Here is a 26117-nt window from a genome sequence, read left to right on the forward strand (position 1 = left end):
GTCGTCGTGGGCTACGAGGACGAGGCATCCGGTGTCATGGTCGAAGACGGGCGCGGGGGCGGCTCCTTCCGCGAGGTGGTGCTGCGCCCGCGGGTCGTCGTCGCCGACGCGTCCATGGTGGACGCCGCGACGCACGCCCACGAGGTCGCGAACGGGTGGTGCTTCATCGCGAACTCGGTGAACTTCCCGGTGCGCCACGAGCCGACGATCGAGGTCGCCGCGCAGGTCGCGTGAGACGGATGCCGGCGATCGTCAGCGTCGCTCGTGCGGCAGGACCTGCTTGATGCGCTCGATCGGGTTCGACGCCGGCGCCTCGTTGTAGGCGTTCGCGAGCTCTTGGCCGGAGAGCGAGTGGATCGCCGCCATGATCTCGTCGGTCGCGGTGCGTCGCGCGCGGCCCGACGACGCGGGCCCATGGTGCGAGAGGTCGAGCGGCTTGCCGAAGCGCACCGTGACGCGCTCGCGGAAAGACGGGAACTTCGCGCCGACCGGCATCACGCGGTCGGTGCCGATGAGACCGACGGGCACGACGGGAGCGCCGGTCTCGAGGGCGAGGAACGCGACGCCCGTGCGGCCCTTGTAGAGGCGCCCATCGAGCGAGCGCGTACCCTCCGGATAGAGCGCGACGGCGTTGCCCTCGAGCAGGAGCTGCCGCTGCTGGTCGAGCGCGTCGAGCGCCGCCTGCCCGGCACCGCGCTGCACGGGCACCGCGCCGATCGCGAGGAAGAACTCGCGCGTCAACCAGCCCGAGAAGCCCGTGCCCTCGAAGTAGCTCGACTTGGCGAGGAAGTGCACGGGGCGGGGAGCGGCGACCGGGATCGCGACGGAGTCGATGAACGACAGGTGGTTGCTCGCGAAGATGACCGGTCCGGTCTTGGGGACGTTCGCCTTGCCCTCGACGCGGGGCCGGTAGACGAGGCGGCCCAGTGGGGCGACGATGTAGCGCCCGAATGCGTAGGTCGCGCCCATGCGCTTGACGGGTGTCACGGATGCCTCGGCCTCTGCCTGGGGGGCGTTCTCCTCGGTCGTCACCAGAAGAGGGTACTCCGCGATCCATTCCGGGTCGGGCATGGCGATCCCCGTTCGACGGGACGGCGCCGCCGGGGACTCCCAGCCCAGCCAAAGGAAAAGTAGGGGAGGATGGAGCGTCCCCGGTCTCCACCTGTGAAGGTTCCATCGTGCGCTTCCGCCCCATCGCCGCTCTTTCCGCCGCCGCCGTGACGGCATTCCTGCTCGCCGGTTGCGCGAGTGGAAACGGCCCCGAGTCGGAGTCGTCGCCCGAGCCGACGATCGCCGACCTCTGCTCCGCTGCCGTAGACCCCGGCGCCGCCTCGGACGCGGTGACCGTCGAGGGCGAAGTCGGTGAGGCGTCGACCGCGACCTTCACCGCGCCGCTCGAGATCGACGAGCTTCAGGCGACCGTGATCGAGGAGGGCTCGGGCGACCCGGTCGAATCCGGCGATCTCGTGTCGTACGCGCTCAGCGCCTTCAGCGCCGAGACCGGTGAAGAGCTCGGAACCGCCGGCTACAGCGACGCGCCGCTGCTTCCCGCCCAGATCTCGCCCGACAACCCGATCGGCCAGATCCTCGGCTGCGCGGCACCCGGCACGCGCGTGGTCGCCACCTTCCCGGCGAGCGACACGAACCCCGGCGAGGTCTACGTCTTCGACCTGCTCTCGGTCGTGCCCGACCACGCGACCGGTGAGGACCAGGATCCGGTCGAGGGCATGCCCACGGTCGAGCTCGACTCCGACAACGTCCCGACCGTCACGCTCCCCGAAGGCGACATGCCGACGGAGTTCCAGAAGGCCACCCTCAAGAAGGGCGACGGCGAGGTCGTCGAGACCGGCGACGCCGTCATGGTGCAGTACCACGGCGTCTCGTGGAACTCGGGCGAGGTGTTCGACCAGAGCTGGGGTGCGCAGCCGTTCAGCTTCACGGCCGGCAGCGGCGTGGTCCAGGGCTTCACCGACGCGGTGGTCGGCGAGACAGTCGGCTCGCAGGTGATCGCGGTGCTCCCGCCGTCGGTCGCGTACGGCGAGGGCGAGATCAACGACAACGACCTCACGGGCCAGACGCTGGTCTTCGTCGTCGACATCCTCGCCGCGCAGCCGCAGGTCACCCAGTGACTCACTGAGTACGCTGGGCGGATGCGCCGCGTCATCGTCCTCGGTTCGACCGGATCCATCGGCACCCAGGCGCTCGACGTCATCCGCGCGAACCCGCGCCGGTTCGAAGTGGTCGGGCTCGCCGCGGGGACGGATGCGGCGACCCTCGCCGCCCAGGCGGACGAGTTCGACGTCGAGCACACGGCGCTCGGCGCCGTCGAGGCCGAGCAGCTCGTCCGCGATGTCGAGGCCGACGTCGTGCTCAACGGGATCACCGGATCGGTAGGACTCGGGCCGACCCTCGCGGCGCTCGAGCGCGGCCGCGCGCTCGCGCTGGCGAACAAGGAGTCGCTCATCGTGGGCGGCGACCTCGTCACGGCGATCGCCGCCCCGGGGCAGATCGTCCCCGTCGACTCGGAGCACTCCGCCATCGCGCAGGCGTTGCGCTCGGGAGAGCGCGAAGAGGTGCGCCGCCTCGTGCTCACGGCATCGGGCGGACCGTTCCGCGGCCGCTCACGCGCGTCGCTCGCAGACGTCACACCCGCGCAGGCGCTCGCGCACCCGACGTGGGACATGGGGCGCGTCGTGACCACGAACTCGGCCACCCTCGTCAACAAGGGGCTGGAGGTCATCGAGGCGCATCTCCTGTTCGACGTGCCGTACGAGGACATCGAGGTCGTGGTGCATCCGCAGTCGATCGTGCACTCGATGGTGGAGTTCATCGACGGGTCGACGATCGCGCAGGCGTCGCCGCCCGACATGCGCCTCCCGATCTCGCTCGGGCTCGACTGGCCGCACCGCATCGGCGGCGTCGGCAAGCCGCTCGACTGGACGGTCGCGTCATCGTGGACGTTCGAACCCCTCGATCACGCCGCCTTCCCCGCGGTGCGTCTCGCGAAGAGCGTCGGGCGTGCCGGCGGCACCTTCCCCGCCGTGTTCAACGCGGCGAACGAGCAGGCGGTCGACGCCTTCCACGAGGGGCGCATCGGCTTCCTCGGCATCGTCGACACCGTTCAGCGCGTCGTCGACAAGCACGAGGCGCCGGCGGTGCTCACGCGCGAGTCGCTCGCCGAGGCGGAGCGCTGGGCGCGGGAGACCGCGGACCGCGTGATCGCGGCATCCGCCCGCTGACTCGGCCCGTCAGCGCCAGTCGCGCGTCGGGTCGGAGAGGGGCGTGTCGTCGGGCGGGTACGGCACGGGCCAATGGGGCTCGGGCACGGGCCACCCCGCATCGCGCAGCGCGCGGCGGGCGAGCTCTCGCGCGGAGTAGGGTGTGCGCGCGCCGCGGATGTCGCGATAGTCCTGGTGCCCGGGGCCGGCCCACAGGATCGCGTCGCCCTCGCCGACGAGCTTGACCGCTTCGATGATGGCGCGCTCGGGTGGCGAGTACTCGTGGATCTCGGCATCCGGCTTCGCGCGCCGCGCACCCTCGATGAGCGTCGCGCGGATCGAATCGGGGTTCTCGAAACGCGGGTGGTGATCGGTGATCACGAGGATGTCGCTGCCCTCGGCGGCCGTGCGGCCCATGTCGTGGCGCTTCGTCGCATCGCGGTCGCCGTCGGCGCCGACGAGCATGAGGACCTTGCCCGGCGTCACACGCCGAACCGCGGCCAGGGTCTTCTCGAACGCGTCGGGGGAGTGCCCGAAGTCGACGTACACGGCGGGGCCGCGTTCACCCGAGACGCGCTCGGTGCGGCCGGGCAGGTAGGCGTCGATGCGCCCGTCGCGCTCCAGTGCCGCGACCAGGTCGTCCCATTCGTAGCCCGCCTCGAGGATCATCGCGATCGCAAGGCCGGCGTTCGCGGCCATGTGCCGGCCGATCGTCGGCACGATGCTCGTGAGTGTGCGGCCGTCCTTCGCCGTGAGGCGGAACTCCGTGCCGGTCTGGCGCTCCTCGAGGATGTCGACGACCCAGTCCGCCGCGGCCGCCTCTTCGGGCTCGGCGGCGATCTCGGGCGTGCCGACAGTGACGAACGGCACCTCGCACATCGCGACGACGTCGCGCCCGGCTGCGGAGTCGAGGGAGATGACCGCGCGGCGCGAGCGGTCCGCGCGGAACAGCGGCAGCTTCGCCTCGAAGTACTCGCGCATGTCGGCGTAGTCGTCGAGGTGATCGTGGCTGAGGTTCGTGAACGACGCCACATCGAACACCATGCCGTCGACGCGGTGGCGGCTGAGGGCCTGCGCACTGACTTCGACGGCGACGGCCTGGACGCCGCGCTCGCGCATGAGCGCGAGGAGAGCGTGGAACTCGGATGCTTCGGGCGTCGTGAGTCGCGAGACGATGACCTGCCCCGCGATGTGCCGCTCGGCGGTCGACGAGAGCCCCGTCACGACGCCGAGCTGCCCGAGGATGCCCTCGAGAATGTGCGAGACGCTCGTCTTGCCGTTCGTCCCCGTAGTGCCGAACAGCAGCGGGAGGTCGTCGCCCGGGCCCGTGCCGTACACCCACGCGGACAGGTCGCCCAGCAGCGCGCGGGGATTGTCGACGACGAGCACGGGAACGCCGGCGCCGGCGGCGAGGTCGGCGCCCGCCGCATCCGTCACGATCGCGACCGCGCCCTTCTCGGCGGCGTCCCGCGCGAACTCGGCGCCGTGCCGGTTCGCGCCCTGGATCGCCACGAACGCCTCGCCCGGCCGCAGGTCGGCGGTCGCGAGCGTGATGCCCGACAGTGTGCGGCCGGTGAGGTCGCCGCGGACGTCGCGGCCGAAGCGGCGCGCGAGCTCGTCGAGGGGGCGGACGGGCGGATGCTCCGGCCGGAGCACAGGGGGAAGATTGCCGGCGGGCGCGGCGACGGGTTCTGTCGGCATGGCGCCAACCATCTTGTCAGACCAGCCCGGGAGCGGCCTCCACGCGTCGCGCCCCTGTGGGCAGCATCCATCCGGGCGTCGAGCGGGCGAGCGCAACCAGCGAGACGAAGCGCCCGCCCGCCCGACGACCGAGTGCCCTACGCCCTTCGGCGCGTGCGCGCGAGCGCCACGAGCGACACCGCAAGCGCCGCGACACCGGCGGCGAGTCCCGCGGCGCCCAAGACCAGCGGCGCTGCGCTCGGCGCGGGAGCCGCGGCTGCGGCATCCGTCTCGCCCGCCGCAGCAACGGCGGAACCGTGACCGGATCCGTCGCCGTCACCCTCGTCGGCCGCCGCGACCGTCACGAGCGGCGCCGGTGCGTCGAGGGAGTGCGGGTCGACGCCGTCTTCGGCGACCTCGGCCCACGCGACCTCCCCCTCCTCGCACACCTGGGTGACCGGGAAGGCGAGGGTCTCACCCGCGGTGTCTTCGGCGAAGCCGACGCTCAGCTCGACGGCGGCGCGGTATCCGGACGGGACCGGAGCTTGAGCGGTGTACGTCACGCTCTGGACGAGTCCGTCGTGGTCGGTGCCGGCGCGCTCGACGTCGATCGTCCAGCCCGGGGTGATCGTCGGGGTGACCGAGGTGATCCCGTCGGGCATCTCGATCTGGAACGCGGTGGTGGGCGAGCCGTCGCAGCCGTGGCTGAACGCGAACGTCAGGACGCCCGATCGACCGGCGGTCGCCGAGTCGGGTGTCACGGTGACGTGGGCGGATGCGGCGAGGGGCGCAGCGACGGCGAGGGCGATGCCGGCGGCGGCGCCCACAAGCGGGAGGGTGAAGCGGCGCGCGCGGGAGCGCGCAGGAGTGTGTTCGGTCATGTTCTCGTCTCTGGTCGGGCGCGCCGGAGCGGGCGCGTCGAACGGATGCCCTGGCGGGCGTCGCGGCGCGCGGCGATGCCGCCGCCGCACCGCGCGGAGCATCGGGCCCGGCGCGGTCAGTGCGACAGCGAGACGAGGGGAGGGCCGCGCCGGGAGATGTCGGCCGCGATGCGGCGGACGACGGCGGGGACGTGGACTGCCGCCCGCGGGCGCGGGAGCGCGAGCGGGACGAGCGGGACGAGCGTGACGGGGCGCGCGACGAGCTCGCGGATGCCACGCGCGATCGTGCGCAGCATCCGTTCGCCCCTCGCGAGGAGTGCGACCGTGACGCCCGCCGCGATCGCGTGCGCGGCGAGCATGGGCGCGTCGGGGATGAGCGCCGCGTGGTGGGGGACGGAGACGGATGCGAGCTGCGTGAGCTGCGGGCCGTGAGCGTGCGAGATCGCCGGCGGCGGCGCGGCGCCTGCCACGGGGAACGTGATCGCGAACGCGGCGTGGAACAGCACCTGGCTCGTCGCGACGGCGAGTGCGAGACGCGCCGCGGAGCGGCGCCGGCCGACAAGCGCGATCGCGACAGGCGATGCGAGCATCACGACGGCCGCAAGCAGCAGCGGCGAGCCCGCGCCTCCGCCCGCGAGGGTGTGCGCGGTCGCCGAGACGAGCGTCGCGATGAACGCCGCAGCCGTCCCGCGCAGGGTGCGCTGCTGGCGTGCGTTCACGTCTCCTCCCGCGTGCCAGCGTAGTCGCGATGCGCGACCGCGATCGTCCGTTCTCGGAGCGCACTCAGAGCCGGCGCCGCTAACGTTGCCACGTGACTGTCGTCGCCTTCATCATCGGGATCGTCCTGCTCGTCGTGGGGCTCGCAGTGTCGATCGCGCTTCACGAGCTGGGGCATCTCGTCCCTGCCAAGCGCTTCGGCGTGCGCGTGGGTCAGTACATGATCGGGTTCGGCCCGACGCTGTGGTCGCGCCGCCGCGGCGAGACCGAGTACGGGTTCAAGGCGATCCCGCTGGGCGGCTACATCTCGATGGCGGGCATGTACCCGCCGTCGCCCAGGGAAGCTCGATCGGGGCGCGCGGGCGGCGGCTTCTTCGCGACGATGGTGCAGGATGCCCGCGTCGCGAACGACGAGACGCTCGAGGGCGACGACGATCCGCGTGTGTTCTACCGGCTGCCGGTGTGGAAGCGGGTCGTGGTCATGCTCGGCGGCCCCGTCATGAACCTCCTGTTCGCGATCGTGCTCTTCACGATCCTCCTGTGCGCGATCGGCGTGCAGACCGCGACGACGACGGTGCAGAGCGTGAGCGAGTGCGTGATCCCGCCGACCGAGCAGCGCACCGAGTGCGCCCCTGGCGACCCCGCCGCGCCTGCCGCGGAGGCCGGCCTGCGAGCCGGCGACACGCTCGTGTCGGTCGACGGAGTCGAGGTCGCGACGTTCGCCGAGGCATCCGCGATCATCCGCGAATCCGCGGGCGAGACGATTCCGGTCGTCGTGGAGCGCGACGGTGAGCAGGTGACTCTGAGGCTCACGCCGGCCACCGTGACGGTGCCCGAGACGGATGCCGCGGGGCGCGTCGTCACCGGACCCGACGGCGAGGCGCGGACGGTCGACGTCGGCTACGCCGGCATGCGCGCCGAGGTCGAGTACGTGCGGCAGCCGATCTGGGCGGGGGCCACCGCGACGTTCGAGAACGTCGGAGTGGTCGCCGGCGTCATCTGGCGACTGCCCGTCATGGTCTGGGACACGGCCGTCTCGACGATCACGGGTCAGGAGCGCGATCCCAACGGGCCGCTCAGCGTCGTCGGCGCAGGCGTCCTCGCCGGCGAGGTCGCAGCGGCGGATGCGCCGGTGCTGAACCGCGTCGCGGGCCTGGTCGGACTGCTCGCGTCGCTCAACGTCGCGCTGTTCGTCTTCAACCTCATTCCGCTGCTGCCGCTCGACGGCGGGCACGTCGTGGTCGCGCTGTGGGACGGCCTCAAACGCGCGTGGGCGAAGCTGACCAATCGCCCGGAGCCCAAACCGGTCGACGCGACGAAGCTCGTGCCGGTGACGTTCGTCGTCGTGATCGCGCTCATCGCGATGGGCGTCGTGCTCATCGTGTCGGACCTCGTGAACCCCATTTCGCTGTTCGGCTGACGCCGCGGCGAACACCTGGGAGGAATTCCGCGGACCTGTCGATCCGGGCCTTGCCCGTTCGCTGTAGGGGTGAAACGGTTCCCATGACGAAAGGAACGCGACCGTGAAGTACGTTCTGATGTTCACCTCGATGCCCGAGTTCGACGAGGCCGTGCCGCCCGAGCGCGCACAGGAGGTCTACGCGCAGATCTATCAGTGGTTCGTCGACAACAACGACAAATTCGCCGACTCGGGTGCCGAGCTCATGCCGATCTCGACCGCGACCACCGTCAAGCACTCCGAGAACGGCCCCGTCGTCGTGGACGGTCCCTTCTCGGAGGCCAAGGAGGTCGTCGGCGGCTTCAGCGTCGTCGATGTGCCCGACCTCGACGCGGCGATCGAGCTCACCAAGACGTGGCCTTCGCTCGCGCTCCCCGGAGTCGCCGTCGAGATCCGCCCGATGGTCGAGGACTACAGCCAGTTCGAGCAGTGAGCACGACGGGCCCCATGCCTCCTCCGCGCCGCGGGGGCGCAGTGCGCGCAGACGCGAGGCATGCGGGCCCGTCTTCCGACCCCGCGGGTGCACCGGTCCCCGCAGCCGCGACCGGGGCCGCGGCATCCGATCTCCTGCTCGCCCGCGTCGTGCGTGAGGAGTCCGCGCGCATCGTCGCGGCCCTCACGGCATCGCTCGGCAACCTCGATCTCGCCGAGGAGGCGGTCGCCGACGCGGTGGAGGAGGCGCTGCGCGAGTGGCGGACACGCGGCATCCCGCCGAGTCCCGGCGGATGGCTCACGCAGGCCGCGCGGCACAATGCGCTGGACCGGATGCGCCGCCAGAAGCGCTATCGCGAGAAGCTCGCATTGCTCGCCGGGGCCCCGTCCGCAGGGATGGCCGAGATCGAGGAGCGGCTTCCTCTGCTGTTCGGATGCTGCCACCCCGCTCTCTCTCCCGACGCGCAGCTCGCGCTCACGCTCCGCGCGGTCGTCGGCCTCACGACGGCGCAGATCGCGCGGGCGACCCTCTCGACCGAGACGGCCGTGCAGCAGCGGATCGTGCGCGCGAAGCGCCGCATCGCCGAGACGGGCATCCCGCTGCGCATCCCCGAGGGGGCGGAGCGCGCCGTGCGCCTCGACCTCGTGCTGACCGTCGTGTCGGTCATGTACACCTCGGCGCACCTCGTCGCGGGCGGCGACGCCTCAGCCGACCGCGACCTCGCCGACGACGCGCTGTGGCTCGCGCGCGTCGTCGCGGACGCCCTTCCGCGCGAGGCCGAGGCGCACGGTCTCCTCGCCCTCCTGGAGTTCCACCGGGCGCGTGAGGGAGCGCGCGCGGTGGGCGGCGAGCTCGTGCTCCTCGCCGACCAGGACCGGTCGCGATGGGACCGGCAGCTCGTCGCGGACGCGCGCGCGTCTCTCGAGCGGGCGGCGCGGCTGCGGCATCCGGGTCGGTGGCAGCTGCACGCGGCGATCGCCGCGTGCCATGCCGACGCGCAGACCTCGGCCGACACCGACTGGCTCCAGGTGCTCACGCTCTACGACCTGCTCGGCGCACGCGATCCGTCGCCGATCGTGCGGCTCAACCGCGCCGTCGCGCTCGCACAGGTCGAGGGACCCGAAGCGGCGCTGGAGGAGGTGGACGCGCTCGCTTCCTCGCTCGACGGGTTCCACTTGTGGCACGCGGTGCGCGGCCGCCTGCTGCGGGATCTCGGACGCACGGCGGAGGCCGACCTCGCCGATTCGCGCGCGCACGAGCTCACCGCGAACGAGGCGGAGCGCCGGCTGCTCGCCGCGCGCATCGCGGGCGAGGCGTGAGGCTCAGGCGCCGACCGGAGTCAGCGCGTGCTCGACGAGGCGTTCGAGCGTGTGCATGCCGTCGCGCGACAGGATCGACTCGAGATGGCCCTGCACCGACGCGAAGCCGGGTCCGCGCAGCGCATGCACGTCGCCCGACTCGGGGTCGGCCGCGACCTCGGCGTCGCGGACGGTCGTCGTACCGGGACGCACGCGCGCCGTGAACGTGTTGTAGAAGCCGATCGAGGCCGGCTCGCCGAAGATGTCGACCGTGCGCTGGAGTCCCTGGTGGGGGCGGTCCAGGGGAGCGAGGTCGATGCCGAGCGAGTCGGCGAGCACCTGGTGGCTCAGGCACACGGCGAGCAGCGGGCGGCCGCCCGCGCGGCGGCGCGCGATGACTTCGCGCATCCGCTTCATGCGCGGGCTCGACGGATCGCGCGGGTCGCCGGGGCCGGGGCCCGACACGACGAGTCCCGCCTCATCGAGCTCGGCGTCGGTGACCTCGCTCCAGTGCACGATCCGCACATCGAGGCCGAGGTGCCGCAGCTGGTGGGCGAGCATCGTCGTGAACCGGTCCTCCGCGTCGACGACGAGCGCGTCGCGGCCCTCGAACGGACCCGTCTCCGACGCGTCCTGCGGGTTGAGCCAGAACGGAGCGAGCCGCGCGTTGCGCGAGCGCAGCAGCTCCGCGACCGCCGGGTCGTCGGCGAGCCGTCGCGGCTCGGGTGCGGGCTCGTCTTCGTCGATCGCGTCCGCGGCGCGCAGAGCGGCCACCTCTGCGGCGCGGTCGCGCGGAACGGCGCCGATCGCGCCGAGCACGCCAGCTGCCTTGCCGTGGGTCTCGCTGACCTCGCCGTACGGGTCGGAGTGGCGCACGAGCGTCGCGCCGACCGGCACGCGCAGGCGCCCGTCGACGAGGTACGCCGTGCGGATGAGGATCGGGGCGTCGAGGTCGTGCGTGGGCCGGTCGTCCGCACCGGAGTCGATGTCGGCGCGTGGCGTGAACAGCGCCGCGACGCCCGAGTAGTACCCGCGCGGCGTGCGCTCGTGGCGTGTGATGACCGTGCACGCGTTCTGCATGGGGGAGCCGGTGACGGTGGGCGCGAACATCGTCTCGCGAAGAATCTCGCGCGGGTCGAGGCGGCTGCGCCCCCGGAGAACGTACTCGGTATGCGTGAGCCGCGACATCTCCTTCAAGTGGGGTCCGGTGATGCGGCCGCCGTCCGAGCACACGGCGCTCATCATCTTGAGCTCCTCGTCGACGACCATGAAGAGCTCCTCGGTCTCCTTCGTCGAGGTGAGGAACTCGCTGAGCGCCTCGGGAGTCGCACCGCCCTCGGGGTGACGGAACGTACCCGAGATCGGGTTCATCGTGACGAACCCGTCCTTCGCGCTCACGTGCGCCTCGGGGCTCGCGCCGACGGCGACGTGCCCGGGGGTCACGACCGCGAAGGTCCAGTACGCGCCGCGCTCGTGTTCGAGCAGGGCGCGGAACCACGTGAGGGCCGCGAACGCGGGGTCGGATGCGACGCCGGCCGTGAAGTCGCGGCGGATGACGAAGTTCGCGCCCTCGCCGCGGCCGATCTCGTCGGCGATCACCCACCGCACGATGTCGGCGTAGTCGTCGTCGGAGATGTCGAAGCCCGGGTCGGCGAGCGGGACCTGCTCGGCGGGAAGCTGTGCGAGGGCGTCGGCCCGCGGCATCCGTGTGTGCTCCGTCACGACCAGGCAGCGCAGGGGCGCTCCGTCGTCGTGGCACTCGAAGCCGCGTTCGCGAACCTGCCGGAACGGCACGAGCGCGAGCACCTCGCGCGGCGTGCCCGAGGCGTCTTCGAGCGGGATGTCGCCGAGCAGCTCGACGTCCACCACGTCGCCCGTGAGGACCTCGACGGTCGCGTCGTCGCGCGCGATGAGGGCGAACGGGCGGCCGCTCGCGGCCAGCTCGCGGAGGGAGAGGGGTGCGGTCCCGGTCATCGTGTGTCTCTCGTCGGGGGCGGCTTCCCCACGAAGAAGACCGCCCGGGGGCGGTCTGTCGTCGCTCGAACGCACCGCCTAGAAGGCGGCCCACCAGATGCGGTTCGCGAGCATGCGCCGAACCTACCACACGACCCGCACCGGGCCGCGGCCGCCGTCACACGGGGTGGGTTCGAGCGAGGCTCTTCGTGAACACGGTCGCGGCGTCCCCCCGACGTGCACGATACTGGCCCCGCGGCCTCGTCGTGCACCATGTGCGGAAGGCGGAGCGGACGGAACACGGGCACTCGGGTGGGAAGATCTCGGGCGGCCTCGCGTTCTATGACAGCGTCGCGTTCGACGAGCCGTGGAACCAAGCCTCGCCGCGCGCATCCGACATCGGCGAGGAGAACTCGCGAATCGAACCCGGACAGCAGGGAGCCGGATGACCCAGCAGCTGACGACGATCGACCCATCACGCAACTCGCAGGACTCGCGCGAGCGCCGGCATCCGTCCATCGCAGAGAAGATCCAGGCGATGGGGGAGAACCGCATCGGCGCGCTCCTCCTGCTGATCGCGACCGTCGTCGCCATCCTGTGGGCGAACCTCTCCCACGAGACGTACGACGCCCTGTGGGAGACGCAGCTCACCGTCGGGGTCGGCGACATCACGCTCGACTTCACCCTGCATGCGCTCGTCAACGACGCGCTCATGGCGATCTTCTTCTTCACCGTCGGTCTCGAGGTGAGGCGGGAGTTCGCGATCGGCGAGCTCACGAGCTGGTCGCGTGCACTGGTCCCGGTCGTCGCCGCGATCGCGGGCCTCGTCGTCCCCGCCGTCATCTTCCTCCTGATCGCCAACGGCACAGGCCAGGAGCACGCGTGGGGGGTCGTGATCTCGACCGACACGGCGTTCCTCGTCGGCGCGCTCGCGATCATCGGCCCGCGAGCATCCGGACGTCTGCGCGTCTTCCTGCTCGCGCTCGCAGTGGTGGACGACATCGGGGCGCTCAGCATCATCGCGCTCTTCTACACGGAGTCGTTCACGCCGCTGCCGCTCATCGTCGCAGCCCTCGGGCTCGTCGGCGTGTACTTCACGCGGTACGTGCCCCGCGGCCGCGGCCCGATCTACGCGACGCTGTCGATCATCGTGTGGCTCGCGTTCCTCGCATCCGGTGTGCATCCGACTCTCGCGGGCGTCGCGATCGCGCTGCTCGTGCCCGTGTACCGGCCGAACCGTCGCGACGTGGAGCATGCGCTCGAGCTCGCGCGGACCTTCCGGCAGTCGCCCAACAGCGAGTACGCGCGCCAGGCCGCGAACAGCCTGCGCGAGTCGATCTCGATCAACGAGCGCCTCCAGTCGGCGTACGCGCCGTACGTCGCGTACGTGATCCTTCCGCTGTTCGCGCTCGCGAACGCGGGGGTCGTGGTGAGCCCCGACATCCTCGCGGCGGCCATGACCTCGCCGCTCACGTGGGCGATCGTGGCGGGCCTCGTCGTCGGCAAGTTCCTCGGCGTGTACGGCTCCGTGGCACTGCTGCGGGTGTTCCGCATCGGCGATCTCGGCCCCGGCCTGACCCTCGACCGGCTCGCCGGCGGTGCGGCCCTGTGCGGCATCGGATTCACGATCTCGCTGTTCATCGTCGACCTCGCGATCGACGACGACTTGGCGCAGAACGAGGCGCGCGTGGGCGTGCTGCTGGCATCCGTGATCGCGTTCATCCTCGCCGCGATCATCTTCCGCGTCTCCGATGTGCGGCACCCCGAGGACGAGGCCGGCATGACGCTCGCGCGGCCGGTCGACCCGAAGCGCGACCACGTGTGGGGTCCGGTCGACGCGCCGCTCACGATCGTCGAATACGGCGACTACCAGTGCCCGTTCTGCTCCAAGGCGTCGGGTGCGATCGAGGAGGTCGTGCGCGAGCTCAACGGCCGCCTGCGCTACGTGTGGCGGCATGCGCCGCTGGAACGCGTGCACCCCAACGCGGTCGCGGACGCCGAGGCCGTCGAGGCTGCGGCGCTGCAGGGCAAGCGCACCGAGTTCGCCAAGAGCCTGTTCGCAGACCAGGACCACCAGATGCCGTCCGACATCCTGCGCCGCGCGGAAGAGCTCGGGCTCGACGTCGACAAGTTCGAGAGGGATCTCCGCTCGCCAGAGGTGACCGCACGCGTGCGCGACGACATGCTCGACGCGGAGGCGATGGACATCACGTCGGTGCCGACGTTCTTCATCAACGGGCAGCGGCACACGGGGCCGTACGACGCCCAGTCGCTGGTCCGCGCGCTGCTCGCGACCGCGCCAGACGAGGCCGCTGCACAGCCCGCGGAGCCGGAGCCGGAGGATGCCGAGGAGCACTGAACGCGGCATCCGCTCTCACCTCATCGCCAGCCTCGGTGCACCCGCGCGGCGTAGGCTGGGAGCGTGCCAGCAGTGAATCTCGGGATGCCTCGCGTGCCGGAAGTCCTCGCTCCCCGACGCCGGAGCCGCCAGATCAAGGTCGGCAAAGTGCTCGTGGGCGGCGACGCTCCCATCAGCGTCCAGTCGATGACGACGACGCCGACGACGAACATCAACGCGACGCTGCAGCAGATCGCCGAGCTCACCGCGTCGGGCTGCGAGATCGTGCGCGTCGCCGTCCCGTCGCAGGACGACGCGGACGTGCTGCACATCATCGCGGCGAAGAGCCAGATCCCGGTGATCGCCGACATCCACTTCCAGCCGAAATACGTCTTCCAAGCGATCGACGCCGGATGCGCCGCGGTGCGCGTCAACCCCGGCAACATCCGCCAGTTCGACGACAAGGTCGGCGAGATCGCGAAGGCCGCGCAGGCGGCCGGCGTGTCGCTGCGCATCGGAGTGAACGCCGGATCGCTCGACAAGCGCCTCCTCGAGAAGTACGGCAAGGCGACACCCGAGGCGCTCGTCGAGAGCGCCGTGTGGGAGGCGTCCCTCTTCGAGGAGCACGACTTCCACGACTTCAAGATCTCGGTCAAGCACAACGACCCGGTCGTGATGGTCAAGGCGTATCGAATGCTGGCAGAGCGCGGCGACTGGCCGCTGCACCTCGGCGTGACCGAGGCGGGCCCCGCGTTCCAGGGAACGATCAAGTCCGCGACCGCGTTCGGCATCCTCCTCTCGGAAGGCATCGGCGACACGATCCGCGTCTCGCTGTCCGCCCCACCGGCCGAAGAGGTCAAGGTCGGACACCAGATCCTCCAGTCGCTCAACCTGCGCGAGCGGAAGCTCGAGATCGTGTCGTGCCCGTCGTGCGGCCGCGCGCAGGTGGATGTCTACACGCTCGCCGACTCGGTCACCGAGGGCCTGAAAGACATGACGGTGCCCCTCCGCGTCGCGGTCATGGGCTGCGTCGTGAACGGGCCGGGCGAGGCGCGCGAGGCCGACCTCGGCGTCGCATCCGGCAACGGCAAGGGCCAGATCTTCGTGAAGGGCCAGGTCATCAAGACGGTGCCCGAGGCAGAGATCGTGGCGACCCTCATCGAGGAGGCGAACCGCATCGCCGACGAGATGGGACCGGATGCGCCGATCGGCACTGCGCAGGTCGTGACGGCCTGATCCCGTCGCACGGGGTGCCGGCGCAGGCGGATGCCGAGCTGCGCGACGACCGCGTCGACCCTCGAAGCGCTCCGCGAGGTCGTCACCGCCGCCGGGCCGCTTCGAGCGCGAGTACGTTCGTCGGACCGGGCGTTTCGTGGCATCATCCGGGCATGCCTCTCGAACGGATCGCCCTCATCTCCGACGTTCACGGCAATCTGACGGCCCTCGAAGCGGTGCTCGCCGACATCGCCGCGCGTGGCATCACCCGGATCATCAACCTCGGCGACAGCGTGGGGAAGGGACCGCGCGGAGGGGAGGTCGTCGACCGGGTGCGCGACGTGTGCGAGGTCAGCATCCGCGGCAACTGGGACGACTTCATCGACCGGCTCGGCGACGACCTGCAGCACCTCGGGTGGTGGCGCGACGAGCTGGCGACGGAGCAGCGCGCGTGGCTGGCCGCGCAGCCGCTGAGCCACGACCTCCTCATGAGCGGGCGCCGCATCCGTCTGTTCCACGCGTCCGCGCAGAGTCCGCACGTGCGCGTGTGGGCGGAGCACACCGACGAGGAGTTCGACGGGATGTTCCGTGCGACCGAGATGACCGGCGACGGGCCGGAGCCCGCCGTGGTCGGCTACGGCGACCTCCACGACGCGTTCATCCGGTCGAAGCGGGGCCGCACGCTCTTCAACGTGGGGAGCGTCGGCAATCCGCTCGACGAGCCGACGCCCAGCTACGCGATCCTCGAGGGCGTGCTCGACGCCGAGGAGCCGGCGCCGCTCAACGTGAGTTTCGTGCGCGTGCCGTACGACGTGGAGGCCGAAGTCGCCGTGGCGTTCGAGCGGGGCATGCCGCAGGCGGACGTGTGGGCGGTCGAGTTGCGGACGGGTGTCTATCGCCGGTTCCAGACGCCGACGCCCTGAACTGCGCAGCCCGCCGGCGCCGCGTCCACACGCGTGTGAACCTTTCGGGCGATGCCGGACACTACACGGTATGGACGATGATGACGCGGCGGTCTGGGGACGGGTCCTCGCGGGCGACGAGTCGGCGCTCGCTGCTCTCTTCGACCGCCACAGCGCACGCCTTTTCCGGCACGCACGTCGCCTGCTGACGGCGCGCGAGGACGCGAAGGACGCCGTCACGATCGCGTTTTTCGAGCTGTGGCGCAAGCGCGATTCGGTGCGACTCGTCGAGGGCTCACCGCTGCCGTGGCTGCTCAACACCGTGTCGAACTCGGCGCGGAACCTGGAGCGCTCCAGTCGGCGCTACCGCGCCCTCATCGCCCGCACGCCCGCTCGCACGTCGGGCGGAGAGCTCCGCGGCGAGGACGAGAGCGGCGTGCTCGCCGCGCTCCGGCGGCTCCCCGCCCGCGAGCAGAGCGTCGTCGTCCTCACTGTGCTCGAGGGATACCCCGAGCGGGCGGCCGCCGAGACGCTCGGCATCCCCGTCGGGACGGTGAAGTCCCGGTTGGCACGGGCGAAGGCGAAGCTGCGCGACGAGATGGCGCTGATCGAAAGGGGCTTGGCATGAGCGGCGAGCTCACACCCCGCGAACGAGCGGAGATGCGGGACCTCGTGCTCGCAGGCACACAGCGGATCCGTCCGGCAGGTCGACGGCGCTCCCAGGCGATCGCGGCTGCGATCGCGCTGGTCCTGATCGGCGGCGTGAGCGGTGGCGCGATCACGACCGCGGCGCTGCTGGGGCAGGATGCCTCGCCGGCTCCCGTGACGACCCCGACCGAGAATCCGACGCCCACCGAGGCGCCGGCCCCGACACCGACTCCGACACCGGAACCGCCGTCCGTCGGCGTGGCACCGTTCGGCGGGGACTGCGCCAACACGATCACCGACCAGGAGGCCGACGCGCTGCGCGGCATCGGGATGACACGCTCGGACTACCGATGGAGGACGGGCGCGAACGACGTGCTCGGCGGGATCGACTGCGTGTGGGTCTCGGACGAGGGATACCTGATCGCCACGCTCCACCTGTACGCCTATCCGGCGGAGGTCGTACCCGCCGAAGTCTCGTCGGCCGCGACCTCCGGATGCTCGCAGGGACCGCAGGATGAGCGCCTCTCGTGCACCGCGGTGGGTGTCGTCGACGGCACATGGCTGTTGGTCCGCGCGGATGCGCCACCCGAGCAGATCTCGGCAGAGAAGGTGCAGGCGCTCTACGACAGCGCGGTCTCGCGGATGCGCGACCACCCGCGCGCGGCGCCTGCGATGCGGACCGATGCGTGGTGGGCGGCACCGGATTGCCCCGAGCTGGCCGCGAGCGTCGACCCGGCGATCTACGGCTACGAGCGCGTCGCCCTCCTCGACCAGCCGCAGTCGCCGGACTCCTGGCCCGCGCACCCGGCCGCGATCCCGTCCCTGGCCGGCGCGGCGTTCGCATGCGAGCTGCACTTCACATCGGGCAGCGGCGACTCGAGCACGGGCGAAGTCGTGCGCGTCGACGTCGTGCCGGGCGGCGCGGTGGCCTTCGCGTCGGCCGTCGGGGCCGAGTACGCGCGGACGGCGACCGTCGACGGTGCGGAGGCGGCCGTGATCGTGCCTGGACTCGACCGCTACGAGGGGTCGCCCGATGTCGTCGTCGCGACCGACGGCGTGAACATGCTCATGGTGTCGGCGGATTACATCCGCGATCCCGTCGAGTCGGTTCCGCTGACGGGGGTGATCTTCGCCCTCATTAGCCGCTGACCACGGCTCGCGCGATCAGTGGACCGTGCCGGCGGACACCTTCGCGTCGGCGGTCACGTCGAGGCTCGTGCGCACCGCGATCTCGAGCGCGCGCACGATGTCGGCGAGGGGGAGCGTCGGGGCATCCGCCGTGGGTGCGTGCTCGACCGACCAGGGCACGTGGACGAACCCGACTCGGGTCGCGGATGCCGCGGTCTCGAGCGCCGTGAAGAACACGTGATTGCACACGAACGTCCCCGCCGAGTACGAGACCTCGGCCGGGATCCCCTCCTCGGCGATGCGTGCGACGATCGCCTTGACGGGGAGCGTCGCGAACCGCGCGGCCGGCGCGCCCTCGACGCTCGGCTCGTCAATCGGCTGGGCGCCCTCGTTGTCGGGGATGCGCGCATCGATGAGGTTGACCGCGACGCGCTCGACCCCGATCGCCGCGCGCCCGCCCGCCAGCCCGCTCGCGATGACGACTTCGGGCCGGTGCTCGTCCATCAGCGCGCGCAGGCGCGCCGCCGCCCCGGCGAACGTCACCGGCAGCGTCGCCGTGGCGAGCTCCTCGGGACCTGACCAGCGGTCGGCGACGAGGTGGACCGCCTCGCCCGATGGGTTGGCGGGGTCGCCGTCGAAGGGCTCGAATCCGGTCAGCAGCACGGTCGTCACGCGTCCAGCGTACGGAGGCGCCGCCGGAGAGCGGCATCCGACCGCCCTAGACTTGACCCTCGTGGTCACCCGCCTTTCGCACTTCTTCCTCCGCACGCTCCGTGAAGACCCCGCCGACGCCGAGGTCACGAGTCACCGTCTGCTCGTGCGCGCCGGCTACATCCGGCGCCAGGCGCCCGGCATCTTCGCGTGGCTGCCACTCGGCCTCCGGGTGAAGGGCCGCATCGAGCAGATCATCCGCGAGGAGATGACCGCCGCGGGTGCGTACGAGGTGCACTTCCCGGCGCTGCTGCCCCGCGAGCCCTACGAGGCCACCGGCCGGTGGGAGGAGTATGGCGATGCGATCTTCCGCCTGAAGGACCGCAAGGACGCCGACTACCTCCTCGCGCCGACGCACGAAGAGGTCTTCACGCTGCTCGTGAAGGACCTGTACTCGTCGTACAAGGACCTGCCCCTCACGATCTACCAGATCCAGGACAAGTACCGCGACGAGGCCCGTCCGCGCGCCGGCCTGCTGCGCGGTCGTGAGTTCACGATGAAGGACGCGTACTCGTTCGACTACACCGACGAGGGGCTCGACGCGTCGTACATGGCTCAGCGCGAGGCGTACGAGCGGATCTTCAGCCGCCTCGGACTCGAGTACGTGATCGTGCAGGCGGATGCCGGAGCAATGGGCGGCTCGCGGTCGGAGGAGTTCCTGCACCCGACGCCGATCGGCGAAGACACCTTCGTGCGCTCCGAGGGCGGGTACGCCGCCAACGTCGAGGCGTTTACGACGCTCGCGCCCGAGCCGATCCCGTTCGACGGGCTTCCCGAGCCGGTCATCTTCGACTCGCCGAACACCCCGACGATCGAGACGCTCGTCGCGCACTGCAACGCGAACCTCGAGGCGCCGGCGCCGGGCATCGCGGGCCCCGCGACCGACGGCGTCACGGAGTGGACCGCCGCCCACACGCTCAAGAACGTCGTGCTCGCCGTCAAGCACCTCGACGGCACGCGCGAGCTCGTGATCGTCGGCATCCCCGGCGACCGCGAGGTCGATGACAAGCGCGTGGAGGTCGCGTTCGCCCCCGCCGAGGTCGAGGCGGCGACCGAGAAGGACTTCGAAGAGAATCCGTTCCTCGTGAAGGGCTACATCGGACCGTGGTCCGAGACCGGTCCGGTGCTCGGCGAGGGGTCGGCCACCGGCATCCGGTATCTCCTCGACCCGCGCGTCGTCGACGGCACGTCCTGGGTGACGGGCGCGAACATCGACGAGAAGCACGTGCACTCGCTCGTCGCCGGCCGCGACTTCACCGCCGACGGCTTCATCGAGGTCGCGACCGTGCGCGAAGGCGACCCCGCACCGGACGGCTCCGGTCCCGTGCACCTCGCGCGCGGCATGGAGATCGGCCACGTCTTCCAGCTCGGCCGCAAGTACGCCGACGCCCTGGATCTCAAGGTGCTCGACGAGAACGGCAAGCTCGTGACCGTCACGATGGGCTCGTACGGCATCGGCGTCACGCGGATCCTCGCGATCATCGCGGAGCTCAACAACGACGAGAAGGGCCTCATCTGGCCGGAGTCGGTCGCGCCGTTCGACGTGCACGTCGTGGCCACGGGCAAAGACGAGGTCGCGTACGAGCTCGCCGAGCGCCTGTCGGCGGAGCTCGAGGCATCCGGTCTCGACGTCCTGTACGACGACCGCGTCAAGGTGTCGCCCGGCGTGAAGTTCGGCGACGCCGAGCTCATCGGCGTGCCGCGCATCGTGATCGCGGGTCGCGCGGCGGCCGACGGGCAGGTCGAGCTGTGGGATCGTCGCACGGGCGAGCGCGAGGTCGTTCCGGTGGCGGATGCCGTCGCCAAGCTCACCCGCCGCTGACGAAGCCTGCCGTCAAAGGTCGGCGTAGGGCGCGCGGAAGAGGCAGAAGATGCCGTAGGCGATGAGCCCGACACCGACCCCGGCGACGAGCGGCGGGCCGTACGGCATCGCGATGAGCGCATCGATCGCGGCGTCGAGCCCGCCCGCGGCCTCCGGGTCGACTTGGACGGCCGCCACGACGAGCAGCACCGAGACGATCAGGAGGGCGATGCCCTTCGCGATGAACCCGACCACCCCGAGTGCCGTCACGGACGCGCCGAGCGGGGTGTCGGGGATCGTCATGCGGTTGCGGAAGCTGCGTCGCACGCCCATCACGACGAACGCGATGCCCGCGATGCCGATTCCGACGCCGACCGCCCCGAGGACGAACGGCCCACCGGGAATCTCGAGGACTCCGCGGCTCGCCTCCTTCGCGGCCTCGTCCGGGTCGGGACGCGCGCCGATCGCGACGGCCGCGGCGATGACCCCGACCGCGATGAAAGCGATCGCCTGACCCCACTCGGAGACACGGCGCCCCCACTTGCGGGCGGCGTCGCCGCCCCACGCGAGGATGCCCTCCAGCGCGTGGTACGCGCCGAGCGCCCACAGCGTGATCGCGATGATCCACAGCGCCACGAACCCGAGCGGCGCCGCTCCTACCGCCTTGAACGCGCCCGCCTGATCCGACTCGCCGTGGCCGCCGAACGCGACGACGAGGAACACGATCCCGACGAGGATGTGCACGACTCCGTTCGCGGCGTACCCCGCGCGCGCGATGCGGCGGAAGACCGTGTTGTCCTGGGCCTCGCGCGCCGCGCGCTTCACCGTCGGCGCTGACATGCGGTCAGCATAGGGGAGCGGAGGACTCGGATGCCGCCCCCAGCGTTTCCTGATACGGCGCGCCTACGATGGGGCAGATGACCGCAGGACGGCGAACCACCCGCCGGCCGTTCCGCTGGAGCGTGATGCCGCGCCTGCTCGCGCAGGCACCGCCGCGGGTGCTGGTCGTCGTCGGGTTCGTGCTCATCGCGCTGGGCGTGCTCATCGTGACGCGTCCGCTCACGTCGATCCTGCTGCTGTCGCTGTACGTCGGGCTGAGCATCATCGCCTCGGGTGTGATCGAACTCGCGGCGCGACGCCGCACCTCTCCGTGGTGGACGCGCGTCATCGCCGCCGTCGAGATCCTGCTGGGCGTCGCCGCCATCGTGTGGATCGGACGGAGCCTCGATCTGCTGCCGGGTCTGCTCGCGTTCGTGCTCATCATCGGCGGTCTCGCCTCGATCGGCGAGGCGATCACGCGCGGTCTCGTCAGCCAGCGCGTGCTCTCCGCCGTGTGGGGCGGCGCGCAGATCGCGTTCGGCGTGCTCGCACTCTCGTGGCCCGACGTGACGGTGCTCGCGGTGGCGGTCGTGTTCGGTGTGCGCACCGTCATCTACGGCTTCGGGCTCGCCGTGCGCGGAGCTCGCGGCATGCTCGGGCGGGGGCGCGAGTCCACGCGCCCCGACCCGCCCGGCACACCGGGGCGCACGCGTCAGATCTGGATGGCGGTCGGCCGCTACGCTCTCGCGGCCGTGCTCATCGGGACGGTGTCGGTCGGCTGGTGGCTCAACGACTGGCTCCAGGACGGCGCGCCCGTCATCGATGCGTTCTACGAACCGCGCGAGGACGTGCCCCGCGAGCACGGCGAGCTCATCCGCGAGGGGGACTACCTCGGGCAGGTGCCCGAGGGCGCCGTCGTGAAGCGCATCCTGTACACGACGACGGATGTCCGCGGCATCCGCGCCGTCGCCAGCGCGCTCGTGATCCTGCCCGAGGGTCGATCGCTCGCACCGCGCCCCGTCGTGCTGTGGAATCACGGCACGACCGGCGTCGCGCGCGGGTGCGCGCCGAGCCTGCGAGACAACGCCGCGACGCGCTGGGCGATCCCTGCGCTCGACGACGTGATCGAGCGGGGCTGGGCCGTGGTGGCACCCGATTACACGGGCCAGGGAGCGCCCGGAGTGTTCCCGTACCTCATCGGCAAGGGAGAGGCGCAGTCGGCGCTCGACGCGGTGCTCGCCGCGAACGACATCGAAGGCGCATGGCTCGATGACCGGGTCGTCGTGTGGGGGCATTCCCAGGGCGGACACGCAGCGCTGTGGACGGCCCAGGTCGCCGCGGAGTACACGCCCGAGCTCCGCATCCGGGGCACCGCCGCCCTCGCGCCCGTGGGCGACCCGCTCGCCCTCGCGCGCGAGCTGCTGCGCGGCGACGCGAGCCCGAACCTCGCCGTGCTCACGTCGTGGGTGCTCGTGCCGTACGCCGACACCTACCCGGATGTCGACCTCCGCGAGTACGTGGTGCCCGGCGCGCGCACGATCGTGCGCGAGATGACGCAGCGCTGCCCGACCGAGCCGGGCGTGATCGTATCGGTCCTCACCGCCATGGGCGTCTCGGAGGACCGCCCGCTCTACATCGGCGACCTGACCACCGGCGTCCTGGGCCGGCGCCTCGAGCAGAACGCCGTCACCGGCCCGTTCGAGCAGCCCGTGCTGATCGTGTGGGGCTCCGACGACGAGGTCATCCCTCCGCTGCTCCAGCGGAGGCTCGTGAACCGCCTGTGCGCGCAGGGAGACCAGGTGCGGTGGGCCGTGTTCCACGGCTACGACCACCTGAGCGTGCTGCAGCCACGCTCGACCTTCCTGCCCATGCTCCTGCGCTGGACGGACGACCGATTCGGAGCGCAGTCCGGGTCCGTGAGCAGGTGCCTGGGCTGACCCGGCGCGCCCGGTGTGCTCCCAGGAACGCGCGGCGCGGCATCCGGTAACGTGGTCTGGATGCCGGAGCGCGTGATGGCCCGGTGAGAGCTGAATATGGGAGGTCAACCGTGGACATCGATCTGGCACTGCTGAGGACGATCGAGCGCGAGAAGGAGATCCCCTTCGATGAACTCGTCCGGATCATCGAGCAGGCGATTCTGACCGCCTATGCCAAGCACACCTCGACCACGGGCGAACTCCCTGCGGGCGCACGCGCCGAGCTCGACCGCAAGACCGGTCACGTCGCGATCTACGTCCCCGTCCTCGACGAGGAGGGTGCCGTGATCGGCGAGGAGGAGACCACCCCCGACGACTTCGGCCGCATCGCCGCGTTCGCCGCGAAGCAGGTCATCAGCCAGCGCCTGCGCGACATCGCCGACGACGCCGTGCTGGGTGAGTTCCGCGGCAAGGAAGGCGACATCGTCGCCGGCATCGTGCAGCAGGGCCCGAACCCGCGCATGGTGCACGTCGACCTCGGATCGGTCGAGGCGATCCTTCCGCCCGAGGAGCAGGTGCCCGGCGAGGAGTACCCGCACGCGTCGCGCCTGCGCGTGTATGTGACGAGCGTCGCGAAGGGCCCCAAGGGCCCGTCGATCACCGTCTCGCGCACGCACCCGGGACTCGTGCGCAAGCTCTTCGCCCTCGAGGTGCCCGAGATCGCGAACGGCCTCGTCGAGATCGTCTCGCTCGCGCGCGAGGCAGGCCACCGCTCGAAGATCGCCGTGAAGGCCAACGACCCGACGATCAACGCGAAGGGCGCGTGCATCGGGGAGCTCGGCCGCCGCGTGCGCGCGGTCACCGAGGAGCTCGGCGGAGAGAAGATCGACATCGTCGACTACGACCCGGAGCTGGCGAAGTTCGTCGCGAACGCGCTGTCGCCGGCGAAGGTCACGTCGGCGTTCGTGCTCGACGCCTCGTCGAAGGCGGTGCGCGCGCTCGTGCCCGACTACCAGCTGTCGCTCGCGATCGGCAAGGAGGGTCAGAACGCACGTCTGGCGGCCAAGCTGACGGGCGCGAAGATCGACATCCAGCCCGACTCGATCCTCGAAGAGGCCTGACAGCGGTCTGCCGCGACCGCGGGTGCGCGGCGCTGGGGTGTAGAATGGAACCTGTACGAACGTGTGTCGGCTGCCGCGCACGTGCCCCCCGATCCACTCTCCTGAGGGTGGTGGCGGTCGACTCCGTCCTTCTTCCCGATGAGCGCGCGTCGATGCCCGGACGGGGCGCGTGGGTGCATGAGACGCGTGAGTGCGTGGAGAAAGCCATCCGGCGCCGCGCCTTCGTACGAGCATTGCGTGTGTCAGGCCCGCTTGACACGCAGACCATCGAGAAACGGCTGAACGGCTATGGACACAAAGTGAACGGCTCGAAATGAGACCCGTCCGCAATTGACGGTCTGCCCTGTCTGGGCAGGCCCCAGACAGGAGAACTGTGGCAAACGCAAAACCACGCGTGCACGAGATCGCTTCCGAGCTCGGCGTCGACAGCAAGGTCGCCCTCGCGAAGCTGAAGGAACTCGGCGAATTCGTCAAGAGCCCCTCGTCCACCATCGAGCCCCCCGTGGCTCGCAAGCTCCGCGCGGCCCTCGAGGCTGACGGAGCCGCCAAGAAGCCCGCCGAGCCCGAGGCTCCGGCGGCGCCTTCGGCGCGCCCGGTCGGGCGTCCCGGCCCCGTGCGGCCCGCCGCGCCTGCGGCACCCGGCGGCCGATCGACCGGCGGCAAGGGCGGCGCGAGCGCGCCCAAGCCCGCGCCCGCAGCGCCCAAGGCGGAGCCCGCGGGTCCGGCGCAGCCCGAGGCGGCCAAGCCCGCGGCATCCGCTGCCCCCAAGCCTGGGGCGCCGAAGCCGTCCGCGCCCACCCCGCAGCCGCCGCGTCCCGGCGGCGCTCCGCGCCCCGGAAACAACCCCTTCTCGTCCCAGCAGGGCATGGGCCAGCGTCCCGCGGGCCCGCGTCCGGGCAACAACCCCTTCTCTTCGCAGCAGGGCATGGGCCAGCGCCCGACCCCGGCGAACATCCCGCGTCCCCAGGCTCCGCGCCCGGGCTCTCCGCGTCCCGGCGCCCCGCGTCCGGGTGGTGGAGGTCGTCCCGGCGGTGGCGGCGGCCGTTCCGGTGCACCGTTCCAGCAGCGTCCGGGCGGCGCGGGTCGTCCCGGTGGTGGCGGCGGCTTCCAACGTCCGGGCGGACCCGGCGGCGGTTTCGCCGGTCGTCCCGGCGGCGGCGGTCGTGGTCGCGGACCCGGCGGCGGCACGGCAGGTGCCTTCGGCAAGGGCGGCGGCAAGTCCAAGCAGCGCAAGTCGCGCAGGGCGAAGCGTCAAGAGTTCGAGATGCGGTCGGCGCCGGTCGTCGGCGGCGTCAACGTCCAGAAGGGCAACGGCGAGGTCATCCGGCTGCGCCGCGGCGCGTCCATCTCGGACTTCGCCGACAAGCTCGAGTCGCTGAAGGGCTACACCGTCCAGCCCAGCACGCTCGTCACCATCCTGTTCAACCTGGGTGAGATGGCGACTGCGACCGAGTCGCTCGACGAGGCCACGTTCGAGATCCTCGGCGAGGAGCTGGGTTACAAGATCCAGATGGTCTCGCCCGAGGACGAGGACAAAGAGCTCCTCGAGGGCTTCGGCCTCGACCTCGATGAGGAACTCGAGAACGAGGACGAGGCGGATCTCGAGATCCGTCCGCCCGTGGTCACCGTCATGGGCCACGTCGACCACGGTAAGACGCGCCTCCTGGACGCGATCCGTCAGACGAACGTGGTAGCGGGCGAGGCCGGCGGCATCACGCAGCACATCGGTGCGTACCAGGTCTGGACCGAGCACGACGGCATCGAGCGCGCGATCACCTTCATCGACACCCCGGGTCACGAGGCGTTCACCGCCATGCGTGCCCGTGGTGCCCAGGTGACCGACATCGCGATCCTCGTGGTCGCGGCCGACGACGGCATT

Annotated in this window: 24 protein-coding genes; 17 read left to right on the forward strand and 7 right to left on the reverse strand. The window is 71.3% G+C overall.

Annotation, left to right across the window (positions count from 1 at the left end; all coding sequences use genetic code 11):
- Positions 1 to 234, forward strand: a 234-nt coding sequence (locus tag VFF97_RS08900) for an OsmC family protein (RefSeq protein WP_414684242.1), incomplete at its 5' end; no start/stop codon positions are given.
- An 18-nt stretch (positions 235 to 252) separates the two neighbouring features.
- Here the strand turns inward: VFF97_RS08900 and VFF97_RS08905 are convergent.
- Positions 253 to 969: a lysophospholipid acyltransferase family protein gene (locus VFF97_RS08905; RefSeq protein WP_325033161.1), complete on the reverse strand. Its 717-nt coding sequence runs from the start codon at positions 967 to 969 to the stop codon at positions 253 to 255.
- Between the two features lie 209 nt (positions 970 to 1178).
- On the opposite strand from VFF97_RS08905, the gene VFF97_RS08910 reads away from it, so the two are divergent.
- Entirely contained in the window at positions 1179 to 2129 is a 951-nt protein-coding gene (locus VFF97_RS08910; RefSeq protein ID WP_325033141.1) for an FKBP-type peptidyl-prolyl cis-trans isomerase, read from the forward strand.
- Between the two features lie 21 nt (positions 2130 to 2150).
- Positions 2151 to 3239 (forward strand): 1-deoxy-D-xylulose-5-phosphate reductoisomerase, encoded by a 1089-nt coding sequence (dxr, locus tag VFF97_RS08915; RefSeq protein ID WP_325033142.1) that lies wholly within the window; start codon positions 2151 to 2153, stop codon positions 3237 to 3239.
- A gap of 9 nt (positions 3240 to 3248) precedes the next feature.
- Here dxr and VFF97_RS08920 read toward each other — a convergent pair whose 3' ends face one another.
- The 3 genes from VFF97_RS08920 to VFF97_RS08930 form a co-directional block, all read right to left on the reverse strand.
- Positions 3249 to 4919 (reverse strand): UDP-N-acetylmuramoyl-L-alanyl-D-glutamate--2,6-diaminopimelate ligase, encoded by a 1671-nt coding sequence (locus VFF97_RS08920; RefSeq protein ID WP_325033143.1) that lies wholly within the window; start codon positions 4917 to 4919, stop codon positions 3249 to 3251.
- A gap of 137 nt (positions 4920 to 5056) precedes the next feature.
- Positions 5057 to 5779: a YcnI family protein gene (locus VFF97_RS08925; protein WP_325033144.1), complete on the reverse strand. Its 723-nt coding sequence runs from the start codon at positions 5777 to 5779 to the stop codon at positions 5057 to 5059.
- Between the two features lie 116 nt (positions 5780 to 5895).
- Positions 5896 to 6498 carry a hypothetical protein gene (locus VFF97_RS08930; protein WP_325033145.1) on the reverse strand — a complete coding sequence of 201 codons (603 nt, stop codon included), beginning with the start codon at positions 6496 to 6498 and terminating at the stop codon, positions 5896 to 5898.
- Positions 6499 to 6590: 92 nt separating this feature from the next.
- On the opposite strand from VFF97_RS08930, the gene VFF97_RS08935 reads away from it, so the two are divergent.
- The 3 genes from VFF97_RS08935 (at position 6591) to VFF97_RS08945 (ending at position 9707) form a co-directional block, all read left to right on the forward strand.
- Complete coding sequence (locus VFF97_RS08935; RefSeq protein ID WP_325033146.1) at positions 6591 to 7916, forward strand: site-2 protease family protein; 1326 nt, start codon at positions 6591 to 6593, stop codon at positions 7914 to 7916.
- 103 nt (positions 7917 to 8019) lie between these two features.
- A complete protein-coding gene (locus VFF97_RS08940) occupies positions 8020 to 8388 on the forward strand; it encodes a YciI family protein (protein WP_325033147.1) in 369 nt (122 codons plus the stop codon).
- 41 nt (positions 8389 to 8429) lie between these two features.
- Positions 8430 to 9707, forward strand: a complete 1278-nt coding sequence (locus tag VFF97_RS08945) for an RNA polymerase sigma factor (protein ID WP_325033148.1) — start codon at positions 8430 to 8432, stop codon at positions 9705 to 9707.
- A gap of 3 nt (positions 9708 to 9710) precedes the next feature.
- On the opposite strand, the gene VFF97_RS08950 is transcribed toward VFF97_RS08945, so the two are convergent.
- Entirely contained in the window at positions 9711 to 11660 is a 1950-nt protein-coding gene (locus tag VFF97_RS08950; protein ID WP_325033149.1) for an anthranilate synthase family protein, read from the reverse strand.
- 188 nt (positions 11661 to 11848) lie between these two features.
- Between VFF97_RS08950 and VFF97_RS08955 the strand changes: the two genes are divergently transcribed.
- From VFF97_RS08955 to VFF97_RS08980, 6 genes are all read left to right on the forward strand, one after another.
- The gene (locus VFF97_RS08955) at positions 11849 to 12088 is read left to right on the forward strand and encodes a hypothetical protein (RefSeq protein WP_325033150.1); all 240 of its coding nucleotides are present in this window, start codon (positions 11849 to 11851) and stop codon (positions 12086 to 12088) included.
- A complete protein-coding gene (gene nhaA, locus VFF97_RS08960) occupies positions 12085 to 13998 on the forward strand; it encodes a Na+/H+ antiporter NhaA (RefSeq protein WP_325033151.1) in 1914 nt (637 codons plus the stop codon). The genes VFF97_RS08955 and nhaA overlap by 4 nt, the downstream gene beginning before the upstream one ends.
- Positions 13999 to 14082: 84 nt before the next feature.
- Entirely contained in the window at positions 14083 to 15213 is a 1131-nt protein-coding gene (gene ispG, locus VFF97_RS08965; RefSeq protein ID WP_325033162.1) for a flavodoxin-dependent (E)-4-hydroxy-3-methylbut-2-enyl-diphosphate synthase, read from the forward strand.
- Between the two features lie 152 nt (positions 15214 to 15365).
- Entirely contained in the window at positions 15366 to 16115 is a 750-nt protein-coding gene (locus VFF97_RS08970) for a metallophosphoesterase family protein (protein WP_325033152.1), read from the forward strand.
- A gap of 70 nt (positions 16116 to 16185) precedes the next feature.
- On the forward strand, positions 16186 to 16722 hold the full coding sequence (locus VFF97_RS08975; RefSeq protein WP_325033153.1) for a sigma-70 family RNA polymerase sigma factor: 537 nt from the start codon (positions 16186 to 16188) through the stop codon (positions 16720 to 16722).
- Positions 16719 to 17891, forward strand: a complete 1173-nt coding sequence (locus VFF97_RS08980; RefSeq protein ID WP_325033154.1) for a hypothetical protein — start codon at positions 16719 to 16721, stop codon at positions 17889 to 17891. Before VFF97_RS08975 ends, VFF97_RS08980 begins: the two co-directional genes overlap by 4 nt.
- Before the next feature lie 15 nt (positions 17892 to 17906).
- Here VFF97_RS08980 and pcp read toward each other — a convergent pair whose 3' ends face one another.
- Positions 17907 to 18542, reverse strand: a complete 636-nt coding sequence (gene pcp, locus VFF97_RS08985; protein WP_325033155.1) for a pyroglutamyl-peptidase I — start codon at positions 18540 to 18542, stop codon at positions 17907 to 17909.
- A gap of 61 nt (positions 18543 to 18603) precedes the next feature.
- Between pcp and VFF97_RS08990 the strand changes: the two genes are divergently transcribed.
- Complete coding sequence (locus VFF97_RS08990; protein ID WP_325033156.1) at positions 18604 to 20403, forward strand: proline--tRNA ligase; 1800 nt, start codon at positions 18604 to 18606, stop codon at positions 20401 to 20403.
- Positions 20404 to 20415: 12 nt separating this feature from the next.
- Here the strand turns inward: VFF97_RS08990 and VFF97_RS08995 are convergent, their stop codons facing one another.
- Positions 20416 to 21222, reverse strand: coding sequence for a DUF1206 domain-containing protein (locus tag VFF97_RS08995; RefSeq protein WP_325033157.1), 807 nt, complete (start codon positions 21220 to 21222; stop codon positions 20416 to 20418).
- 77 nt (positions 21223 to 21299) lie between these two features.
- Here VFF97_RS08995 and VFF97_RS09000 point away from each other — a divergent pair, with 77 nt between their 5' ends.
- From VFF97_RS09000 to VFF97_RS09015, 4 genes are all read left to right on the forward strand, one after another.
- Entirely contained in the window at positions 21300 to 23138 is a 1839-nt protein-coding gene (locus VFF97_RS09000; protein ID WP_325033158.1) for a lipase family protein, read from the forward strand.
- Between the two features lie 110 nt (positions 23139 to 23248).
- Positions 23249 to 24238, forward strand: coding sequence for a transcription termination factor NusA (nusA, locus tag VFF97_RS09005; protein WP_325033159.1), 990 nt, complete (start codon positions 23249 to 23251; stop codon positions 24236 to 24238).
- A gap of 44 nt (positions 24239 to 24282) precedes the next feature.
- Positions 24283 to 24555: a YlxR family protein gene (locus VFF97_RS09010; protein WP_325033160.1), complete on the forward strand. Its 273-nt coding sequence runs from the start codon at positions 24283 to 24285 to the stop codon at positions 24553 to 24555.
- Between the two features lie 77 nt (positions 24556 to 24632).
- Positions 24633 to 26117 (forward strand): translation initiation factor IF-2 N-terminal domain-containing protein (locus VFF97_RS09015; protein ID WP_325033163.1); only part of this gene is annotated, 1485 nt, incomplete at its 3' end.

This window comes from Microbacterium sp. (assembly GCF_035687345.1).
GTDB lineage: Bacteria > Actinomycetota > Actinomycetes > Actinomycetales > Microbacteriaceae > Microbacterium.